The 20,988-nt window shown below is 32.2% G+C and carries 17 protein-coding genes; 1 reads left to right on the top strand and 16 read right to left on the bottom strand.

The window, feature by feature from the left end:
* Positions 1–259 precede the first annotated feature (259 nt).
* From celB to GAPWK_RS03745, 15 genes are all read right to left on the bottom strand, one after another.
* Positions 260–1,609 carry a PTS cellobiose transporter subunit IIC gene (celB, locus tag GAPWK_RS03815; RefSeq protein WP_025314960.1) on the bottom strand — a complete coding sequence of 450 codons (1,350 nt, stop codon included), beginning with the start codon at positions 1,607–1,609 and terminating at the stop codon, positions 260–262.
* A gap of 14 nt (positions 1,610–1,623) precedes the next feature.
* On the bottom strand, positions 1,624–2,121 hold the full coding sequence (locus GAPWK_RS03810; protein ID WP_025314959.1) for a hypothetical protein: 498 nt from the start codon (positions 2,119–2,121) through the stop codon (positions 1,624–1,626).
* Between the two features lie 14 nt (positions 2,122–2,135).
* Positions 2,136–2,474, bottom strand: a complete 339-nt coding sequence (locus GAPWK_RS03805; RefSeq protein WP_025314958.1) for a PTS cellobiose transporter subunit IIA — start codon at positions 2,472–2,474, stop codon at positions 2,136–2,138.
* Positions 2,475–2,476: 2 nt separating this feature from the next.
* Positions 2,477–4,486, bottom strand: coding sequence for a BglG family transcription antiterminator (locus GAPWK_RS03800; RefSeq protein ID WP_038517147.1), 2,010 nt, complete (start codon positions 4,484–4,486; stop codon positions 2,477–2,479).
* Positions 4,487–4,638: 152 nt separating this feature from the next.
* A complete protein-coding gene (locus GAPWK_RS03795; RefSeq protein ID WP_025314956.1) occupies positions 4,639–4,956 on the bottom strand; it encodes a PTS cellobiose transporter subunit IIB in 318 nt (105 codons plus the stop codon).
* Between the two features lie 24 nt (positions 4,957–4,980).
* On the bottom strand, positions 4,981–6,417 hold the full coding sequence (locus GAPWK_RS03790; RefSeq protein WP_025314955.1) for a 6-phospho-beta-glucosidase: 1,437 nt from the start codon (positions 6,415–6,417) through the stop codon (positions 4,981–4,983).
* A gap of 267 nt (positions 6,418–6,684) precedes the next feature.
* Complete coding sequence (locus GAPWK_RS03785) at positions 6,685–7,023, bottom strand: carboxymuconolactone decarboxylase family protein (protein ID WP_025314954.1); 339 nt, start codon at positions 7,021–7,023, stop codon at positions 6,685–6,687.
* A 1-nt stretch (position 7,024) separates the two neighbouring features.
* Positions 7,025–7,225, bottom strand: a complete 201-nt coding sequence (locus GAPWK_RS03780; protein ID WP_025314953.1) for a hypothetical protein — start codon at positions 7,223–7,225, stop codon at positions 7,025–7,027.
* The gene (locus GAPWK_RS03775; protein WP_025314952.1) at positions 7,212–7,778 is read right to left on the bottom strand and encodes an RNA polymerase sigma factor; all 567 of its coding nucleotides are present in this window, start codon (positions 7,776–7,778) and stop codon (positions 7,212–7,214) included. Before GAPWK_RS03775 ends, GAPWK_RS03780 begins: the two co-directional genes overlap by 14 nt.
* Before the next feature lie 316 nt (positions 7,779–8,094).
* A complete protein-coding gene (locus GAPWK_RS03770; protein ID WP_025314951.1) occupies positions 8,095–8,379 on the bottom strand; it encodes a YciI family protein in 285 nt (94 codons plus the stop codon).
* A 132-nt stretch (positions 8,380–8,511) separates the two neighbouring features.
* Positions 8,512–8,739 carry a ChaB family protein gene (locus GAPWK_RS03765; RefSeq protein ID WP_025314950.1) on the bottom strand — a complete coding sequence of 76 codons (228 nt, stop codon included), beginning with the start codon at positions 8,737–8,739 and terminating at the stop codon, positions 8,512–8,514.
* Positions 8,740–8,980: 241 nt separating this feature from the next.
* Positions 8,981–9,976: an acrylyl-CoA reductase (NADPH) gene (gene acuI, locus GAPWK_RS03760; RefSeq protein ID WP_025314949.1), complete on the bottom strand. Its 996-nt coding sequence runs from the start codon at positions 9,974–9,976 to the stop codon at positions 8,981–8,983.
* Between the two features lie 202 nt (positions 9,977–10,178).
* Positions 10,179–10,817: an acrylate utilization transcriptional regulator AcuR gene (gene acuR, locus GAPWK_RS03755; RefSeq protein WP_025314948.1), complete on the bottom strand. Its 639-nt coding sequence runs from the start codon at positions 10,815–10,817 to the stop codon at positions 10,179–10,181.
* 181 nt (positions 10,818–10,998) lie between these two features.
* A complete protein-coding gene (gene sstT / locus GAPWK_RS03750; protein WP_025314947.1) occupies positions 10,999–12,231 on the bottom strand; it encodes a serine/threonine transporter SstT in 1,233 nt (410 codons plus the stop codon).
* Positions 12,232–12,606: 375 nt separating this feature from the next.
* Positions 12,607–13,176 carry a flavin reductase family protein gene (locus GAPWK_RS03745; protein WP_038517143.1) on the bottom strand — a complete coding sequence of 190 codons (570 nt, stop codon included), beginning with the start codon at positions 13,174–13,176 and terminating at the stop codon, positions 12,607–12,609.
* A gap of 634 nt (positions 13,177–13,810) precedes the next feature.
* Here GAPWK_RS03745 and GAPWK_RS03740 point away from each other — a divergent pair.
* Positions 13,811–14,659 (top strand): aldo/keto reductase, encoded by an 849-nt coding sequence (locus GAPWK_RS03740; protein ID WP_025314946.1) that lies wholly within the window; start codon positions 13,811–13,813, stop codon positions 14,657–14,659.
* 464 nt (positions 14,660–15,123) lie between these two features.
* Here the strand turns inward: GAPWK_RS03740 and GAPWK_RS14085 are convergent, their stop codons facing one another.
* Positions 15,124–20,286 (bottom strand): autotransporter outer membrane beta-barrel domain-containing protein, encoded by a 5,163-nt coding sequence (locus GAPWK_RS14085; RefSeq protein ID WP_025314945.1) that lies wholly within the window; start codon positions 20,284–20,286, stop codon positions 15,124–15,126.
* Positions 20,287–20,988 lie beyond the last annotated feature (702 nt).

Raw genomic sequence — 20,988 nt, 5'->3', positions numbered from 1 at the left:
AAAAGTAAATAATTAACTTCTTCCTATAAATAGAAATAAATAAAAAATAAATTGTGAATTTAATGAGAGTACTAGTAGTCAATATAGCATATAAAATTAAAGAGGCGAGCAGATAATGATCAATATAAATATAAATATAAATATAAACAGGATTGTTTAAATTTGAGCTTTATTTGAGTTTTTAGGATAAAACGAAGAAAATCAAAAGAACGTAAATAATCAGATACAATCATCTACGTTCTTTTCAATTCATTGGCAATTAAGCTAATTGCTCTTGATTTTCAGATTTAGCTTGTTCTTCTTTATATAGTTTGTTGTCATAAATTTTTACAAATGGAAGATAAATTATCAATGCTAAGATTGCAGAAAGTATGGCCACAAACATAGCTCGATAATCCCCGCCTGTTCCAATAAATGCACCTAAGCCCATTGGTGATGGCCAAGGTATTAACGCGATAATTGGATTCATAAAACCTGAACTTATAGCAAAATAACCCAAAGTACCACATGCCATTGGTGCTAATAAGAATGGTAAAGCAAGATATGGGTTATACACGATTGGCATACCAAAAATGATTGGTTCATTAATGTTAAATATTGCAGGAACAGCTGAGGCTCGACCTAAAATCTTTAATTGACTTGATTTAGCACAAAAAGCGATAAAAAATGTCATAAGAAGTGTTGAACCCGAACCACCTAGAATTACCAAAGAGTTATTAAATTCACCCGCAAACGGAATAGCTGCTCCACCAATATTCTCATTCATATTGGTAAGCATTATCGGTGTAATAAACGCACCAATAATACTTGCACCATGAATACCAACAACCCAAAGAGCATGGATTAAAAATAGAATCACCATAATGCCAAGCCAGCTTTTAGTTAAATTGGTTACAAAGATAAACGGAATACCGATGATATTGAAAATGTCCGTACCAAAATAAATCAAAACACCATTTAAGATAATAATTGTAAATGCGATGACAAATGTTGGAATGAGTGCTGTAAATGATCGTGATACTCCTAATGGAACGGTTTCAGGCATTTTAACTACCCAATTACGACGTACACACATAAAATAAAGTTGTGTTGCTAAAATTGCCATAACAATTGCAATAAAGATACCTGAAGTTCCTAACCGAGCAACAAAAGGATTTAGGCGTAATCCGTTATAGACGGATTCACTTTGATCATTAAATAACACCATCGCACCATTTTGCATCACTAATTCTGGTAATGTCATGATGAAAGCAAAAACAGATAGCATTGCACCATTAAGAGCATTAACTTTTAAGCCTGTCTCTTCTTCCTCAATTTTAGTTAATTCGTAACCGACAACAATATTAAAATAAAGCGCTAATATTCCCATTGTTGCAGTATTAGCTATCATATAAAGATCTCTTATTTTGAAAACAGAATTATCAAAAGCTGTTTCCAATCCAGTAAATGTCATCGGTAAGGTATTAAACACCAAAAACATCGATCCAACGATACAAAAAGGAACTGATGCCATTCCCGCTGCCATTACGGCTCGAACAATCTTAAACTGCGATATTTTTGCCATCGGAGTCATTAGATATTTTTGTAACAACACAAATGCGTTATTCATTTTGTTTTCCTCATTCAATTAATGATTTCTTGATAAGCTTGGATTCTTTTAAAATGTTTATCCTCATTACGCTCAATCTTTTTTAGTTTAAGCAGTATAAAAATTGTAAAAACTAAACTTACTGCCAAAATTCCTAGTAATACGTTTAAAGCCTCTTGTGAATATTTTAAAAATGGAAAGAAAAAGTGAAATAAGGGGGTATAAATCGAAATAATTAACATAATGACGCTTATCAACATTATTCGATAGAAAAGACTAGCATATCGTAAATGGTTTTGATGATTTCGATACAGTTTAATCTGCTCAAAACTAGTTAATGTAGCAAACAATATGAGTAATAGTGGTAGCACAATGGCAATGGATAAACTACCCATCAAAAAAACGGCCCAATAAAGATTTAAAAATAGAAAAAATGCTGTGGTATAACGAACCGCTAAAAAACGATTAAAATAGAGATTAGTCAAACTCACTTTTTTATGCGTTTTAAGTTGGCTTTCTAATTGAGAATCCATAGCTGACCTCTTAATTAACTGGATAACTTATAGGTTTGTTGATAAAGATGAGACATCTCAATTGCAATTTCACGAAGCGTCATAGTTGTCATCAAATGATCTTGAGCATGAACCATAATGATTTCCATCTCAATTTTAGTCCCATTAGCATAAGACTGAAGTAGCCCTGTTTGCGACTCATGGGCTTCTAAAATATCATCATTCGCTTCATCTAAAAGCTGATTAGCTTTATCAAACTCACCCTTTCGCATCAATTCGAAAGCCGAATGGATTTTTGTTTTAGCATTACCACTGTGCAAAATAATATTGAAAGCTGTAATTTGAATCTCCTCTGAGCTCATTTGGTCATTCATTGCTACGCTCCTTTTTCAATTAGTTGGATAAAAAGTGATTTAAATTGATTAAAATCTGAAATTTCTAACATTGCTTGTTGTGTGGGCAAATCATCAATTAAGTTGACAATTGCTTTTGTCATCATAGCTAAGTTTGAGTTTTGATAAATTGATGGCGAAATCATAAAAACAAATTTAACGTTTTGGTAATCTTCATCCCAAAACAAACCATCGGGAATTACTGCTATGGCAATTTTCGCCATCTTGCCAACGGGTATAGCTGGATGAGGAACTACAATTGTTGGACTAAAGAGTATTTCACCTATAGCCATACGTTTTTCCATTTGCTTTTTTATATCTTGTTTGAATTTTTTAACTTCATTAACTGATAATAGATCAACTAAATGATCTAATACTGTTTGTTTAGTTGCCTTTTGACGACACAAATAAAAATAATCTGCTGCAATATCATCAAATATCTGAGCAATATAATTCGAATGATTTTGGTCCTTGTGTTCTGATATTACTGGTAAGAAATCTTTATGAAATAAATTGGGCATTTGTCTATGAGAAAGATATCGACGAATTGTTTGAACATCCTCTTCACAAAAGAATACCGATACATGAAATACAGGAACTTTAAATACTTTTGATGATAGATCAACCGATGAAATAATAAAGTCAATATCATTTATCATTTCGGGCTCAATCTCATAGTAACCACGGGTTGCAACTATTTTTACACGCTCATCAAATTCGCTCTGGACCCGACTTTTTAATAATTGTGCACTGCCTACTCCTGTTGCACAAATGATCAAAACTTTAGCTTTTTGTTCGTTTTTTAACTTTTCAAGTGAAGCTAAAAAATGCAGCGCTAAATATCCCCATTCATCATCATTGACTTTATATTTATTTAAATTTGGCAATTGGCTTAAATAATGTTTAACTAGCACAAAAACATCTAAATATTGATCTTTAATTTCATCTATTAATGGATTTTCTAATTTTATATTCTGTTCTAAACGTACTAACATGGGTTTTAAGTGTTGAATTAACCCATTTTTCAATTGTTCATCATGCCAAAAAGGGTAGCCAGTCTCTTGTTGAATTTTTAGAAGTAAATTGGTTAATGATAAGGTGAGTTCATCATCAGCAACATTTTGAATTAAATTAGATTTACTCATCAAATGTAAAGTTAGATACATTTGCTCTTCTTTCGGAAAGTGAAAACCAATTACAGATTCAATGCGAGCAATGATTTTGTTGGCAACTTGGTATTCAAGCGTTGTGTTGGTTGAAACGGGTAGATCTAGATTTTGAATAGATAGCCCTGACTGTAAACGCTTAATGCTTAGTGACAGATGTAATACAATATTTTGAATCATCACATCTGATAATTTAATATTTGCTTCACGACACTCATCTAAAATAATGATGGTTAACGTATCAAAACTAATGGTTTCACATGATTGATTAAAATAAGATAAATGGTGTAAAAAATTAATCGAATCATCATGAAAAAAGTAACTCATTATAAAATGGCGTTTAGCTTTTTCATCACCATCAATAAAAATTAGAGATCGATTTTTTTTTAGGGTTAATTCATAAGCCAGTAATTGAGATTTTATTTCAGCAATATCTTTATTTAGCTGTGATGAACTAATAAATAGCTGTTCGGATAACTCTTCAACATCAATTTTTTGACTCTCTAGTAATAACAAATTAAGGATAAAATGTTTTCGCTCGCTGGCCTCACGACATTGAGATTGCTCAATATTTTTATCTAGTAAATGGTGTTCAATTAAAAATAAATTAAACGCGGTTCTATCTAAAATTTCTAATTGGAAACCATAACCTTGCTTGCTTACTATATTGCCGCCATTGCGCTCAATTAAAGTTTTTAAGTCTTTAAGATAAGTACGTACAGTACGATCAGATAAGGATAATTCGGTAGCAAGTTCTTGACTACTTTTATATTCATTTTTAGAACGAACAAGTAAACTAATGAGTTCTCGTTGTTTATGTTTTATCATTATCTACTATACCTAAGCTATTAACTAAATCTATCCAAAAGGGTGACGCTATTAAAAGATGATTAAAAACCTAAACCAATTTTTAGGATGCGATCATTTAATTAAACAATCGCATCATATTAAGAACGATAACACTTCGATTTTCTTAAGTTTTAGTTAATATTGTCCTCAACTAATTTAGCTAACTGCTCTATACCTGATTGAATAGGAATATAGGCTTGAAATGGAATACTGACTACCGGCTTACCAACTTCATCACCTAATGCTTTTAATTTATCAAACATCATCATGGTTTGTGGGCTAATTAAAAACAGTGAAAAATCACTATTTTTAATCTTATTACTGCCTTCAGTTGCTGATACTGCATCAAGCTCAATAGGTTTATTTTTGCTAGCAAAAAATTCTGTTACCTTTTTAGCCATAAGTGATGATGACATACCTGCTGCACAAATAATTAATGCTTTTTTCATAATATCTCCTAATGAATTTTATCGTTATAAAGTTTCACCATTTGACTCAATGACTTTTTTATACCAAGCAAATGAATCTTTTCTACTACGTTTTAAAGTACCATTGCCTTTATTGTCTTTATCAACGTAGATAAAACCGTAACGTTTTTCCATTTCACCTGTTCCAGCTGAAACTAAATCAATACAGCCCCAAGGGGTATATCCCATCAAATCAACGCCATCTTCTTCAACGGCTAACTTCATTTGTTTTATATGCTCACGTAAATATTCAATTCGATAAGTATCATGAACACTACCATCCGCTTCAACTTTATCGTAAGCACCAAAACCATTTTCAACAATGAATAGTGGTAAGCGATAGGTATCAGTTAACCAATTTAATGTGTAACGTAAGCCTTCAGGATCTATCTGCCAACCCCAATCGGATTTTTTGACATATTGATTGCCGACTAAATCGGTTTTTTCATTATAATCATAGTGATCATTACCTTTATTATGTCTAACCACATTCGACATGTAATAACTAAATCCAATATAATCAACCGTTCCTTTCGTTAACACTTCCAAATCTTGTGCAGTAATATCAAGTTTAATATTTTTACGTTGCCAATATTTTTTAATGTAATTTGGATATTCGCCATGTACATGGACATCAGTAAAGAAATACTTACGTTCCATGACTTTTTGAGCCATTAAGATATCGCTTGGTTTGCATGTTTCTGGATAAATTGGCACTAAAGCAATCATACAACCGATTTCAAGATCAGGATTAATCGCATGACCAATTTGTACCGCTTTAGCGCTAGCAACTAATTCGTAATGTGCAGCTTGATACATGATTTCTTCGCGATTATCACCTGGTTTATAATAAATTCCAGAGTTAGTGAAAGGAGCAAAATCTTCGTTAAAATTAGCTTGGTTATTGATTTCGTTAAAAGTCATCCAATATTTAACTTTATTTTTATAGCGTTCAAAACAGACCTCAGCAAATCGAACAAAGAAATCGATTAATTTTCGATTACGAAAACCACCATATTCGGTGACTAAATAATAAGGTAACTCAAAGTGCGAAAGGGTAACAACTGGCTCAATGTTATATTTTAAACATTCATCGAACAGATCATCATAAAACTTTAAACCTTCTTCATTTGGTTCAAGCTCGTCACCTTTCGGAAAAATACGAGTCCAAGCAATTGAGGTCCGAAAACATTTAAAACCCATTTCAGCAAAAAGTTTAATATCATCTTTGTAATGATGATAAAAATCGATAGCTTCGTGATTAGGATAATACTCGCCTGGGATAATGCCTTCAGTGATTTTTCGATAACTTTTAGGCGATCCAACAGTCATCACATCAGCAACACTAGGACCCTTACCTCCAGCCTGCCAAGCACCTTCTAATTGATGAGCGGCAACAGCTCCTCCCCATAAAAAACCTTTTGGTAAACCTTTATTATTCATAATCAAGTACCTATATTTATTGATAATTCATATTCAGTATAAAAGGAAAAATAACTAATTACTAACCAACTTTTTCCTTATTGATAAGGAAAAATAATAAATGAAAACATAATAAGGAAAATTTATCTTACATTAAGATAAAGAGATGAAATTGGAGAATAAAAGATAAAAATGTCATCTAATTAAATAATTATATGGTCAAGTTTGGCAGTTAAATTTTTTCTAGATAACTGCCATTTTTTAAAATACGATTAAACCCAATAGAATTTAACCATTATTTTGTTCAAACAGTCGCATAGCTAACAAGCCATGAGCCATGGTTGCACCAGCTCTTACCGATGCGGAAATCGAAATCAATTCAGCCAACTCATCAATGCTTGCCCCTGCCCGTTTTGCACCTTTAACATGAACATCGATACAATAAGCACATTGCGTGGTAAGCGCTATAGCTAATGCAATTAATTCCCGTGTTTTTGTTGGAATAATTCCATCACTTCGCTTAATTGTCTGATGATCAAAATGAATAAATGCTTGGGTTTCATTGGGTGCATATTTTAATAAAGAAGCTAGATATTTAAAATCATCACTTGATTGATAATTACTCATGTTATTCTCCTTTTTGTATTTGTAGTTTTTTAATTAAACCGAAAAACCAACAAGCAGGACAGCCTCGTAACAAAAAAATTGCACAAAGAATAAAAAACAGTTTAGTAGCAATTGAAGGTTGAAATATAAAGACTCCTATAATCAACATAACTGCGCCTAACCCTCTTATTAAATGTAAAGTTATTGAATTACGACAATACATAATGCTCTCCTGTTGTTGAGTTAAATATTAGAAATTTTTGTGAATTAATTTGTTCTTTTATTATTGTTCTTGCTCGGTGCAATCTGCTTTTTACTGCTTGGACAGTAATACCTAATTTGGCCGCAACTTCGGGAGAGGAATATTCCTGAACATCTTTTAAAATTAGGACTTCTCGATAGATTAATGGCAAAACAATAATTGCATTAATTAAGTCAATTTTTAGATCCATATCAAGGTTTGTTGTCGGCAAATTATCTAGTTCAAAGTCTGAATTAATATTTTTTGAACGCCTAATTTTAAATAATCGGTAGCATTCTCGTTCAACAATACGAAATAACCATCCTGTAAAAGTCGCTACCGTTTTTAACATCCCTATTTTTCGATATAACTGCCATAATACAATTTGAACAGCATCCTCAACATCTTCTGAGGTTGAACATGTTCTTCGAGCGAATCGTTTAATATCTGGTTGACAAATCAACAATAACTTTTCAAGTGCTTGTTGATCTCCCTGACAAGCTAATTTGATTAGTTGTTCCCTGTTTTTACTCATGCTTTTTTCATCTTTATTTAATCCGTCATACTCGAATAGTAAAATTAAATGAATTTAATATAATTTTATTTATTAACTAACATACATATATAGAGGCTCAAAAAAGCAAAAAAGGTTCAAAGTTTAAATTAATTTTTTTGAATGGTTATGTTTAAAGAAAGGATTGAATAGATAATCAACTATGGAAGTGTAAATTTTAAATAACTAACATGATATTTATTTTATCAAATGGATAATATAACTGTTTAATTTTAAATTAAAGATCGATATTAATGTTCCATGTCATTAAAAATAACTTTTAAACCACCGATAATAATTAAATAAATACTTCAAATTCTTTTGCATATTTTGTAGGTATAAATTCTATCAGTTCATATTCGGCAATGTTGTGAATATAGAACGGATCTTCTTGTATGATCGACATGGATTGTTCACGACTATCAGCACAACAAAGAATTACGCCACCGTTGCGAGGCACTTTGCGACCAGAAGCAATAAAATGCCCTGATTGATAATAGCGTTCTAGATAATCAATATGTTGTGGTAAATATTTTTCTACTTCATTAATGGGTTTAAGATAGGTAAGAGAAAAAATAAACATTTTAATTCCTTGATTTAAATATAAATTAAGCCAACCATACACGTTGGCTTAGATTTTATACTATCTTTTTATTGATTATTAATCAATAGCATTAATAAATGTTAAAACAAAGGATATTTATCATTTAGGTAGTTATTTAGCAACCCATTTGCCATTTTCATCTTTATGATAAAGCTTTTCTACTGCCGACCAAGCAACTCGAAACGCAATTTGTTCAGGAGAACTATTATCTCGTCGTTTTTTAGGATCTTGATACTCTTTTATTGCGCTATTAAAAGCTTCTTTAAAAATATCTTGAGCATGGGTAGGTAGAACATGTCGAACCGATTCTGGTAGGTCATCTCGTGTTTGATAAGGCATATCACATTTCCCCTCTTTAAATTACTCACTAAATATTGATAATTTTAAACGGTCATTGCGAACTTCATTTTCAAAACAGCTTACTTAGATTGAATTTATTCTGATTTCACAGGAAATACAAGGATAATTACTTAATTAATCCTGTTTGTTTACATTTAAATCGGTTATTTACTTAACTTGAATGAGCGGTGAATATTTTACACCGCCAAATCATAAAAAATTTATGTCGTTAATTTTTACGTTAATGATCAACATCAACGATAAAGCGCCCTTTAATTTGTCCAGCTATCATTTTATTAGCTATGTCAGAGCATTCATTTAACGTAATTGTTTTACCTATATAAGAAAATAGCTTTTCATCAAAGTGTTGTGCTATTAATTGCCATGCAGCAACCCTTTTATCATAGCTCGCCATCACACTATCAACACCTGCTAATGTCACACCACGTAAAATAAAAGGCGCAACCGTTGCTGGCAAATCTATACCTTGAGCAAGGCCACAACAAGTGACAATACCGCCATATTGAGTTTGTGCACAAATATTAGCTAATGTATACGAACCAACCACATCAATTGCTGCTGACCATTGTTCTTTTTGTAATGGACGATTAGGCTCTTTTAATGATTGGCTATCAATAATCCCGACCGCACCCAGTTTATGTAAATAATCTCCATCCTTCATTTTACTGGTTGAGGCGGTGACCTGATAACCTAATTTACTCAATAATGCGATAGCAACTGAACCAACGCCACCCGTTGCGCCAGTAACTAAAATTTTGCCATCTTCGGGTTTAACTCCAAAATCAACAATACGCAAAACACATAAAGCAGCCGTATACCCTGCAGTACCAATAATCATTGATTGATAAGGAGTAAGGTTGCTTGGTAAAGGAATTAGCCAATCTGATTTCAAATAGGCATATTGAGCAAAGCATCCCCAATGTGTTTCACCGCATCCCCAACCATTTAAAATAACCAAGTCATCTGGTTGGTAACGACCACTTTGACATTCAATTACCATCCCTACACCATCAATACCTGGAACCATTGGCCATTGTCTAACAATAGGACTTTTATTGGTCAATGCTAATGCATCTTTATAATTAATACTTGAATACTGTATTTTTACTAAGGTATCGCCTTGTTGTTGAAATAGTTGTTGTTTCGTTATGGTTTTCAATGAATGGGAAAAACCAGTAACTTCATTTTTCTCTAAAATAATGGCATTGAATGACATACATATTCCTTATTGTGTAATGGATAATAAATCAATAGATAATTGATTAACAGAATTCATTAGCACGTCAGTTAGATAATTTAATTACATTAATAGACGATTGGTCTAAAAATTATAGACCAATCGTCTAGTTAAAAGCAATAAATTATATTTGGATAAGGTTTAAAAAACATAAAGTTAGAATAAATTGGGATATTACATTCTATTTAATTGTCATATTAACGAAAACAGTTATAAATGTATCTAAAGGTTCTGATTTTTTTAGCAACTTACTTCGCGTTACTGCACCTTCCCAACCTAACCAAAAAAATTCAGATAATAATTTACAATCAATTTTTGAGTTAATTTCACCTGATTTTTTCGCTAATTCTAGGCATTTCTCTATTTTAACTTGCCAACTTTGCAAAATCTGTTCTAACAGTTGCGCATAACCTTGAGGCAAGAGTGATTCTTCTTGAATTAATTCGCCGATTAAGCATCCACGATTATAATCATACTTTGCCATTCCTTGCTTTGCATCTTCGTAAAAAGCTTTAATTCGAGCGATAGGTGATTTAATAGATGAATTATTTAAATGCTTATCTAATTTATGAGCCAAAAAACGGTCATAACTGGCTATGATTGCTTTTCCAAAGTCTTCCTTACTTTTAAAGTAATAATAAAAGGAACCTTTAGGCACACCTACCTGCTTTAAAATATTTTCAATATTTGATGAAATGTACCCATATGTAGTCATCAATTCTACTCCACTACGAATCAGTGCAGATCTTGTCTCATTACCTTTTTTTGTATTACCTTTCTTTGGAAATATTGATGCAGAAATAGATTGATTAGATGGCATAAGATTCCAATATTTTGCGTGAATATTAATGATTGAATTTTGAATTATGATAAATAGTCATATCAATAAATGCAATAATTTGCCTGATGACTAAACTTGTTGATTAATAAAAAAGCCTGATAAATTTATTATCAGGCTGTTGAGATAAGTATAACCTAACTATTATCTACATATTTTAAAACTATTTTGCCTTATTACGTTGAACTTTTTCTGATACTGCGCCGATAAATACAACATCACTAGATGAATTAAGCGCAGTTTCAATGGAATCTTGAATTACACCAATAGCAATCCCAATACCAATGACTTTAGCTGAAATTTCGTTAGGTATACCGAACATACTACAAGCGACAGGAATAAGCAGTAAAGACCCGCCTGCGATACCCGATGCGCCACATGCGCATACACTCGTCACAATACAAAGTAATACTGCAGAAAAAATATCCACTTCTATATGCAAAGAATTAACGGTGGCTAATGTTAAAATAGTTATAGTGATTGCCGCACCTGACATGTTAATTGCAGCGCCTAACGGTACTGCTACAGAATAGGTATCTTCATCCATTTTTAATCTTTTGCAAATTTCGATATTAACTGGAATATTTGCCGCTGAACTGCGAGTAAAGAATGCGGGGATAGCACTATCTTTTAATGAGGTTAAAACAAGTGGATACGGATTTTTACGCATAATAATATAAGCTAATAATGGATTAACAATTAACGCCACTATTAGCATACAAGACACTAATACGACTAATAGATGTGCATATTTAAGTAATTCCCCAAAACCTGTTTCTGCGAGTGTTGAAGCAACCAAACCAAATACGCCTAATGGTGCAAAGCGAATAATAATTCTTACAATGAATGAAATTGCTAAAGATAGATCATTCATCATAGTTTTGGTTGTTTCACTTGAGTGCCTCAATGCAATCCCAATACCGACTCCCCAAATAATAAGCCCAATATAATTAGCATTAACCAATGCATTTACTGGATTGTCGATCATTTTATTAAACAACGTTTTTAATACTTCGATAATACTACCCGGAGGGGTTAATTTGCTTTGGTCAGCGGCGTCACCTAATGAAATAACAGAAGGAAAGATAAAACTAGCAACCGTTGCTAATAATGCGGCCAACATCATCCCAGAAAAATAAAGAGCAAGAAGTTCGCCCATATTAGCGCGTTTACCATGTTGGTGATTGGATATTGAAGCAATAACTAAAATAAGAACCAAAATAGGAGCGACGGATTTTAAGGCATTAATGAAAAGTGATCCAATAAAGGACATATCTAACGCAAGATCTTTCGAAATAGCGGCTAATGCAATACCTAGAATTAACCCTAATATAATTTGCGGTATCAGCCCTATTTTAAAATAAATACGAATCAATCTATTAGTTGAATGAGGCATAGTATTTCCTTATATAACAATATAAGGGCAAAACATTACCATAATTGCACAGTAAAACTATAAAAAAATTATCATGATAACTATTTTTTATATGATATTATTCAATTATTAAGATTTTTTATTTCTTTTTCTATATATAGATATAAAAAAACAGTGACTAGATATCATGATTTTATAAAAATTTAGGAAGTAAAAAATACCAGCAAATCATCGTTTTTGCCAATAATTAGAGAGTAACTTTAAAAGTGTTGGATGATTTCCATATTAAGCAGTATTTTAAATATATTAGATTAATGGACAACTTATCGTTATCCCTCATAATTTTAAAGATATTACTAATTATAAATGGTGCAATAAATTTAGAAAATATCAAGGCTAATCCTTAACGGCAAGTCCTTTACCGGTGATATAAAACTGATTACCAGCAATATAATGCAACGTTTTCATTTCATCACTTATCTCATCAAACTTCCAATGACCATTTTCATAAATACGATTATCAGCCCATGCACCGATAACTTCACCAATTAATAGATCATAATTTTGCTGGTTATATTCTTCAGGGATCAGACGACAGATCAACCAAGCAGCACAGTCTTTTACAAGAGGAACATCAAAACCATCTTGATAAAATAACTCGATGTGGTTATCGGCTAATTTATTTGGATTATCTAAATAACTTTGTGTACCAAGGCCAATAACTTGTTCAGCTTGTTTGGCAATAGGAACTTGTATTGCAAATTTCTGGCTCTTTTCGATAAGTTGCCGTGTGAATGACTTTTTGTCTAGTACTGCTGTCAGTTTCGCAGGAAACATATCTAATACACAGACCCATGATGCTGACATAACATTTTCAGTATTATCATTTTTTGCTGAAACCAATACCGTTGGTCCATGATTCAATAAGCGATATGATTTATCAAGAGGTACAGGACGAATCGTCATTTCATTCTCCTTTATTAATAAGTAATTCAATTAATTTAGATTTTTTTAAAAAATATCAAAGTTCATAAATAGTAATCTGATATAATTATCATATAAATCGAAATGATTTGCGTCTTTAATCATAACTGATTTTTTAGATTTAATAATGGTGTTATAAACATCTTCAGAATCGTTTAAAAACATCAATATTTATACAATAATATAAGTATCATCTAAGAAAATCCTCAATGTTTATTATTAATACTAAAAAATAATAATATACAAATAACGCAACTTTTAATGCGCGATAAATTAAAATTGCAATAATATTGTTCAGTAAATTATCTTATAACTAAAGCAGTTAAAAAAGTAAATCAACCTATTAAATCTTAATAAATTAAAAGAATTTATAGTTATCAATGTATGCATTGACATTTATTCTAACTAAATTAATCCTAACAAAACTATATGATGACGTTTAATAATTAAACTAAAACACAAACGATAGATGATAGTTCGTTAACTTATTGGTATATAAAACGTTATCTTAACTGATTAATATTTTTAGCTTTACTAAATAATGTAATTGATAAATAATCATAAAAAATACAATAACACTTGGTTTTTCAGCTAATTTTTTGTAGAGGTGCTCATTATGAAAAAGATTAAATTAAATAACGGGATAGAGATGCCAACTTTAGGATTTGGTGTTTATCAAATTGATGAAAAACATTGTGAGCAAGCCGTATTGGATGCGATTGATGTTGGTTATCGCCTGATTGATACAGCTACAGCTTATCAAAATGAACGCCAAGTGGGAAATGCGATTAAAGTTAGCGGAGTTGATCGAAAAGAACTATTTATTACCACCAAACTTTGGTTAAACCGAGCTAGTTATGAAGGTGCTAAAATCCAATTTGAACAATCGTTAAATTTATTACAAGTGGATCATATTGATTTATATTTAATCCACCAACCTTTTGGTGATATTTATGGTGCTTGGCATGCAATGCAAGAGCTCTATGAGCAAGGAAAAATTAAAGCAATTGGTGTCAGTAATTTTCAGCCAGATCGTTTAGCTGACTTAATGGCTTTTAATAAAATAAAACCTGCTGTAAATCAAATAGAAGTTAATCCATTTAATCAACAATTACAAGCAGCACCTTGGATGCAAAGTAAAATGATTCAACCTGAAGCATGGGCACCGTTTGCTGAAGGAAAAAATGATATTTTCAACCATCCTGTTTTAACTACTATTGGTAATAAATATAATAAATCAGTTGGCCAAGTTATTTTACGTTGGTTAATACAACGCCAAATTGTCTGCTTAGCTAAATCAGTGAGAAAAGAACGTATGATTGAAAATTTCAATATATTTGATTTTGAACTTTCAAACCAGGATATGATCGATATTACCGCAATTGATACTGCAACCAGTGCATTTTTCTCACATCGTGATCCAGCAATTGTAGAATGGCTTACTAAACGCCGACCTAATATTTAATTTTGAAATCGTAATATAGATTTAATACTAATAAACATCATGATCGCCTCCAACAAAGGGGGCTTTTAATCCTTTAAAAAGTATGAGTTAATTTTATCTATGTCTGATGATAGTAAAGATTTAGTGCAACAATTTGATTGCATTCTAAACAAGCCTTATTTTATGACAAAGTGAGATTCAGATCTTCGCTAGAAATCCTATAGCAATTTATCTCTAAGATTAAAATATAAAAACTGTAATATCACTTATTAATCCAGCTGTGTGAAGTTGATATCATATATTTTTTTGAAAGAATTTCCGATGATTCTCCTGATAAGAATTCATTAGCTATGATAATTTTTAAATCTCGACTATATTTTGACATAAAAAGACCCCCTGTAATTGGTTGTCCAACTATTGGGGGTCACTTCAATTTCGCTATGTCATACCTGTTTTTTATGCCTTAGTGAAAGTTTATTTAACTATTACCAATTAGCCCGAATACCAACAGATGCGCTAAAAGGTGCTTTGACTCTTGCATCCCCACCATTTGTCCATGTATGGCCGATTTCTGTATAAGCACTGAATTGATTATTAATTTCAAAACTGCCACCTATTGCCATTTCCGAACTTAAGAATTTAGCACCATTACTAAATTCTGTAGCAGTATTTTTACTAGCAAAAGTTACATGATCAGCACCACTTGGTGAATAGAACAGGTTAACACGAGCATAAGGACGTAATATTGTATAGTCCGTTTTGAAATTACCTTCAAAACGAGCCCCAATTCTGAACAGCCAAGCATTATTATTACTATGTTTTACTTTGGTATTACCACTAATATGACTATCGTGCATGTCAAGCCATTGATGTATGATTTGAGCTTGTGGTTCAAACTTCCAGCCTTTATTAGATAAGATAAATGGTTTACCTGTTTCAATTGATGCGCTTAAACCATAACTTTTTTGTTTACTGTTTTTATTACTATTAGGTTTTACATCAACCCTATGACGTGCGCCTTGTAAAACAATATCAAGATAAGTACCATTATCTTGCATATAAGTACTATAAGCTCCTAAAAAGTATGAATTTATGCCATTTTTACCTACTTGTCCATTTCGACCACTAGCAAATCCATTAACGGTTAAGTTACCATACAAATAGCCAAAATATGCACCCAGTCGCCAATTGTCTTCTTGCCAAAAATCACTTCCCAATTGAAAACCAGTATAGTTTCCTTTACTTTGAGGATTAGTAATGCCATTTTGTTGTACATCAATACGTTTAGTTATAATTCTACCCCAACTTATTGGCGAATCTAATAATGGCATATTACCAATACGTTGATGTAAATTACTTTGCATAATATTTTCTGCTAAGCGAAGTTGTTCAGCGATTGCTCCAAACAAAGGAACTTCTTTACGATAAGTCTTTATACCAGTTGGTTTAACTGGTTTTCCTGTATCAGGATCAATAATTGGATCGTTCGGATTTGTTGGACCTGTTGGACCTGTCGGGTCTGTCGGGTCTGTCGGGTCTGTCGGGTCTGTTGGACCTGTCGGATCTGTCGGGTCTGTTGGACCTGTCGGACCTGTCGGACCTGTTGGATCTGTCGGGTCTGTTGGACCTGTCGGGTCTGTTGGGTCTGTTGGGCCTGTCGGGTCTGTTGGATCTGTTGGACCTGTCGGGTCTGTTGGGTCTGTTGGATCTGTTGGATCTGTCGGGTCTGTTGGGACATTAGGTAAATAGGAACGTAGATACCAGTTATTATTTTGGTTATTAAGATCACCTTTATGCAAATAATACTCATATGCACCAACATCTAAATGGTTTTCAGGAATTTTAAATGCATCATTAGTACTTATCCCATCGACATGAACTAATTCAATACCATTAGTATTACTCGTATCAGCACCTAACCCATTAATATTATTAATTTGTATAAATGTGTTTCCTGAAACATTACCGTTTACTAATAATCGATCTGTTGGACTATCGCTATTTTCAACGACGGTATCAAGCACTAATTTCCCATTGTTTCCAACATAATCGCCAGCAATAATCAAACTGTCTCCTGCATAGGAATTACCAAGTGTAATAGTCCCTCCATTATAAACGCTTCCGCTAATTTGTGATTGATGTATAGTTGATTGAAGATCAACAATTGCACCTGATTCAAGAGTTAACTTGTCTGTATTTAAATCACCTGTTAATGTCAATTTACCGATCTGACTGAGATTAATATTTTCCCATCCAACGATTGATACATTTCCAATCGAACCGCTTGAAGTTGATGAGCCGATAAGATGAACATTAAGGTTAAGGATATCATCGTCAAACGATCCACCTACGCGCGTAAATTTATTACCACCATCTATTGCGGTTAGTTGTGATATATCTGCTCCTTCATTAATAAACAATGTATCATTACCCTCCCCTAGTCTAATTTGTCCACTAATTTTGGAACCATCATTTAGAGAAATAATTGAATCTGTGATTTCATTTTTTATTGCAATACCACTAGCCGATGAGACATCTGCCCTCTGATTCAAACTTATATAAGTATTTATCCCTTGTTTACCTGTGGTATAAATACCTATTCCTGATACATCATTTTGTGCTTCTACTTTGCCAAAAATGTTAATTTCAGTAAATCCTATGCCATTATTGATTGCCTTAATACCATTATCAAAACCATTAATAATGCCATTTGATTGGTTTATTAATAAATCTGATGCAGTATCGTTATTAGAGGCTAATATTGCGGAACCGTTATTAGCAGTGATCTTACCTTCACTTAAAATACGGGTAAAACCATTTCCCTGATTAGTAAAATTAATCCCATTTTTAGCACCTTGTATTTCACTATCAGATTCTTGTCTAAATGTTAAATTATTCGCATTAGAATAATTAGTTGCAATAATAGCATCTAAATTTTGGCTAATTATTTTACCTGCAACTTTAAGACCTGTTGAACCTTGTCCTTGATTAGCAAGATTAATACTATTAAGCTGACCTATTATTTCACTATCTTTTGTTTGTCCAAATAATAAGTTATTAGTTGATGATTGGCTTACGGCTAAAATAGCATCACTATTGTTACCAATCACTTTCCCGGCTATACTAATTACAGTTGATCTTTGACCATTATTGACGATCTTAATGCCATTATTATTACCATTGATTTCACCACCAGATTGAATTACGTTCAGATCTTTAGCATTAGTATTATTCATTGCAAATATTCCATCTCCTTGATCACTTATTACTTTACCTAAAGTAGTAATAGATGTTAAACCTTGTCCATTATTTTCAATTGTCATACCATTTTGTTTACCGTTTATTTCACCGTCTAGTTGGCTAACTTTTAGATCTGTTGTGCTGTCGTTATTAAACGCATAAATACCATCACTAAGTTTTCCGATAACCATTCCGGATGTATTAATAGATGTGGCACCTTTACCATTGTTAATCATATTAATACCATTTTGTAAACCTTGAATATTACCACTTAGCTGAGAAACAATTATGTCTTGTGTGTTTTGTGCATTAGTAGCAGTCATACCATCGTATTGTATGCCAATAACTTCATCAGAAGTTGTTATTGATGTAGAACCGTTTCCTTTATTGTTAATGTAAATACCGTTAAAATTACCTTTTATACTGCCCGCAGTTTGCATTACGTTAACATCTTGACTGTGAGTACCATTATTAACCAATATTCCATCATATTCGCTACCCTCTACTTGTCCTGCAGTATTAATGAAAGTTGAACCAGTTCCTAAATTATTAAAATTAATACCAGCTTTTTTCCCTAAAATAGAACCAGATGATTGTTTGGCTGTTAAATTTTTAGTGTTCGTTCGAGTTATGGCATAGATTCCATCTCCTTGATCACCTATCACTTGTCCAGAGGTTGCGATGGTTGTTGTTCCTGTCCCCTTATGTTCCACATTAATACCATCAATTTTGCCATGAATATTACCTAATGGTTGTCGAATATTAAGGTCTTTAGTATTGGTTTCATTAACAGCACTAATTCCAAAATAATTGTCACCGATTACATCGCCAGATGCGCTAACAATCGTCGACCCATTACCTTTGTTATTAATGTTTATTCCATTTGATTGGCCATGAATATTGCCAGCAGATTGATTAATTGTCAGTTCATGAGTATTTACTTCGTTAACAGCATGCACGCCATCATATTGATGTCCTGTCACATCGCCATTAGTCGTAATTAAAGTCGAACCGTTTCCTTGGTTGGTTATATTAATGCCGTTTAGTTCACCTTTTATACTACCAGTAGATTGACTAACGTTTAAGTCGTTAGTGTTTACACCTCCAATGCCAAATATACCATCTTTTTGTTGTCCTTCCACATTGCCATAACTGTTAATTGAAGTTAACCCATTACCATTATTTACAATATTGATACCATTTTGTTTACCCGTAATATCGCCTTTTAATTGGTTGAAAGTTAATTTTTTAGTATTGGCTTGATTAATAATAGTCACACCATCTCGCCGATTAGCGGTAATCGTCCCTGAGGTGGTTACAATAGTTGCTCCATTACCGCCGTTGATAGCATTTATTCCGTTCAATTCTCCACTAATTGAACCAGAAGATTGGGTAACCGATAAATCATGAGTGTTACTATTATTGTTTACAAATACTCCATCACTATTTTGTCCAATAATCTTGGCTGTAGTTGTGATTGTAGTCGATCCATTACCCAAATTATTAGCTTTGATTCCGTTTAAATTACCACTAATTGAACCACCATTTTGTTCAATAAACATACTACCAGCATTTTGTTCATTGACGGCATTAATACCTTCATTTTCATCACCTATTACCTCTCCTGCGGTTGTGATATGTGTAGTCTCTTTACCTCTATTATCGGCATTAATACCATTTTTTTTACCATGAATACTTCCTGCTGATTGAGTTACTTTAATACCTTTTGTATCGCCGTCATTCACCACAACAATCCCATCACTTTCGTCACCAACAACGGAATCAGAAGTTGTTATTGTTGTTATTCCGTGTCCATTATTAGCAACATTAATTCCATTCAAATTACCATGAATGTCGGCTCCTACGATCTCTATAATGTTTATATCTTGAGTATTAGTTGAGTTTGAAGCGTGTATCCCATCATTTTGTTTACCAGTGACATCACCAGCAATTGATATATTTGTTGACCCAGTACCATTATGATTAATATTAATACCATTTGTTCCACCAATGATATCACCAGCAGGTTGGTTTATAACTAAGTTATCAACATTAGAGTCACTTGTGTAGGTATAACCATCGTCATTAGACTCGAGATGATGTGGAAGAGATATTTCAACTGAACCGTTAAGATTTGCAGTGCTCAACAGATGATTTAGATAATCACTACGTTGTAAACTTAATAAATTTTGATTTGCATATTGACTAGTAATGTTTGTCTCGCAACTATTATTTTTAAGAGAAGATTCGATACATTGCGCATAACTAAAAGGAACCATTGCCATGGTTAATCCTGCAACAGATAATAAATTAATCAAAAATAAACGACCTTTTGATTGCGCTTTTTCTGATGTAACAATGAAAGCTTTACGTCTAGCATTCCAAACTAACTTGTATACTTTATTCATTATTTCCTCCCATTCAAATCGACAATTAATTTATGCTGGATGTAACCAGTTTTTATTTGAAAACTTGTACTGAATGAAATTCACTAACTTAGATAATTGTTCTATTAATAAATCAATTAATGTATTAACTAACAACCAGATACAGGACTTGGAAAATATTTATGACTTCTTTAATTTGTGACAAAATTTAAGTTTGCAAGGACGTAAAAAATTAGTTGATATGTATATCTAATAATAAATCAATTACTTCACCTCCTATTAATAAGTAGAAAACACGTATTAACTTGAAAAATATAAACTTATTCAATTGGTGACAAAATATAAACTAAAAAGACGCACAATATAAGTTAATTTGTTTTATTAAGTTACAAAACAATTAGCATATAGATTTAAGACAATTTACAAATTTATATGACATGGAAAATATACAAAACTTCTTTAGATATTTAAAACAATATATTCTTTCTAAACTAAGTAGTGAGGGATATCTATATAAACAGCAATAGGAAAAGGCAAGATATAGAAATCATCCCTGAATATCCATACAGAAAAATGATAATGCGAGATAATTTATATGCATTTTTAACATATCGCGCATAAATAGGCAATGAAAATAATCAAAAAACTTAATTGATAGTTTATAGTTACCAAAATATCAACCATATTAAAACCAGCTGGTATTATTAATAAACTATAGGCGCG

The organism is Gilliamella apicola, assembly GCF_000599985.1.
Classification (GTDB): domain Bacteria; phylum Pseudomonadota; class Gammaproteobacteria; order Enterobacterales; family Orbaceae; genus Gilliamella; species Gilliamella apicola.
Note: the sequence above shows the minus strand (reverse complement) of the source record. Positions and strands in the feature narration are given on the sequence as shown.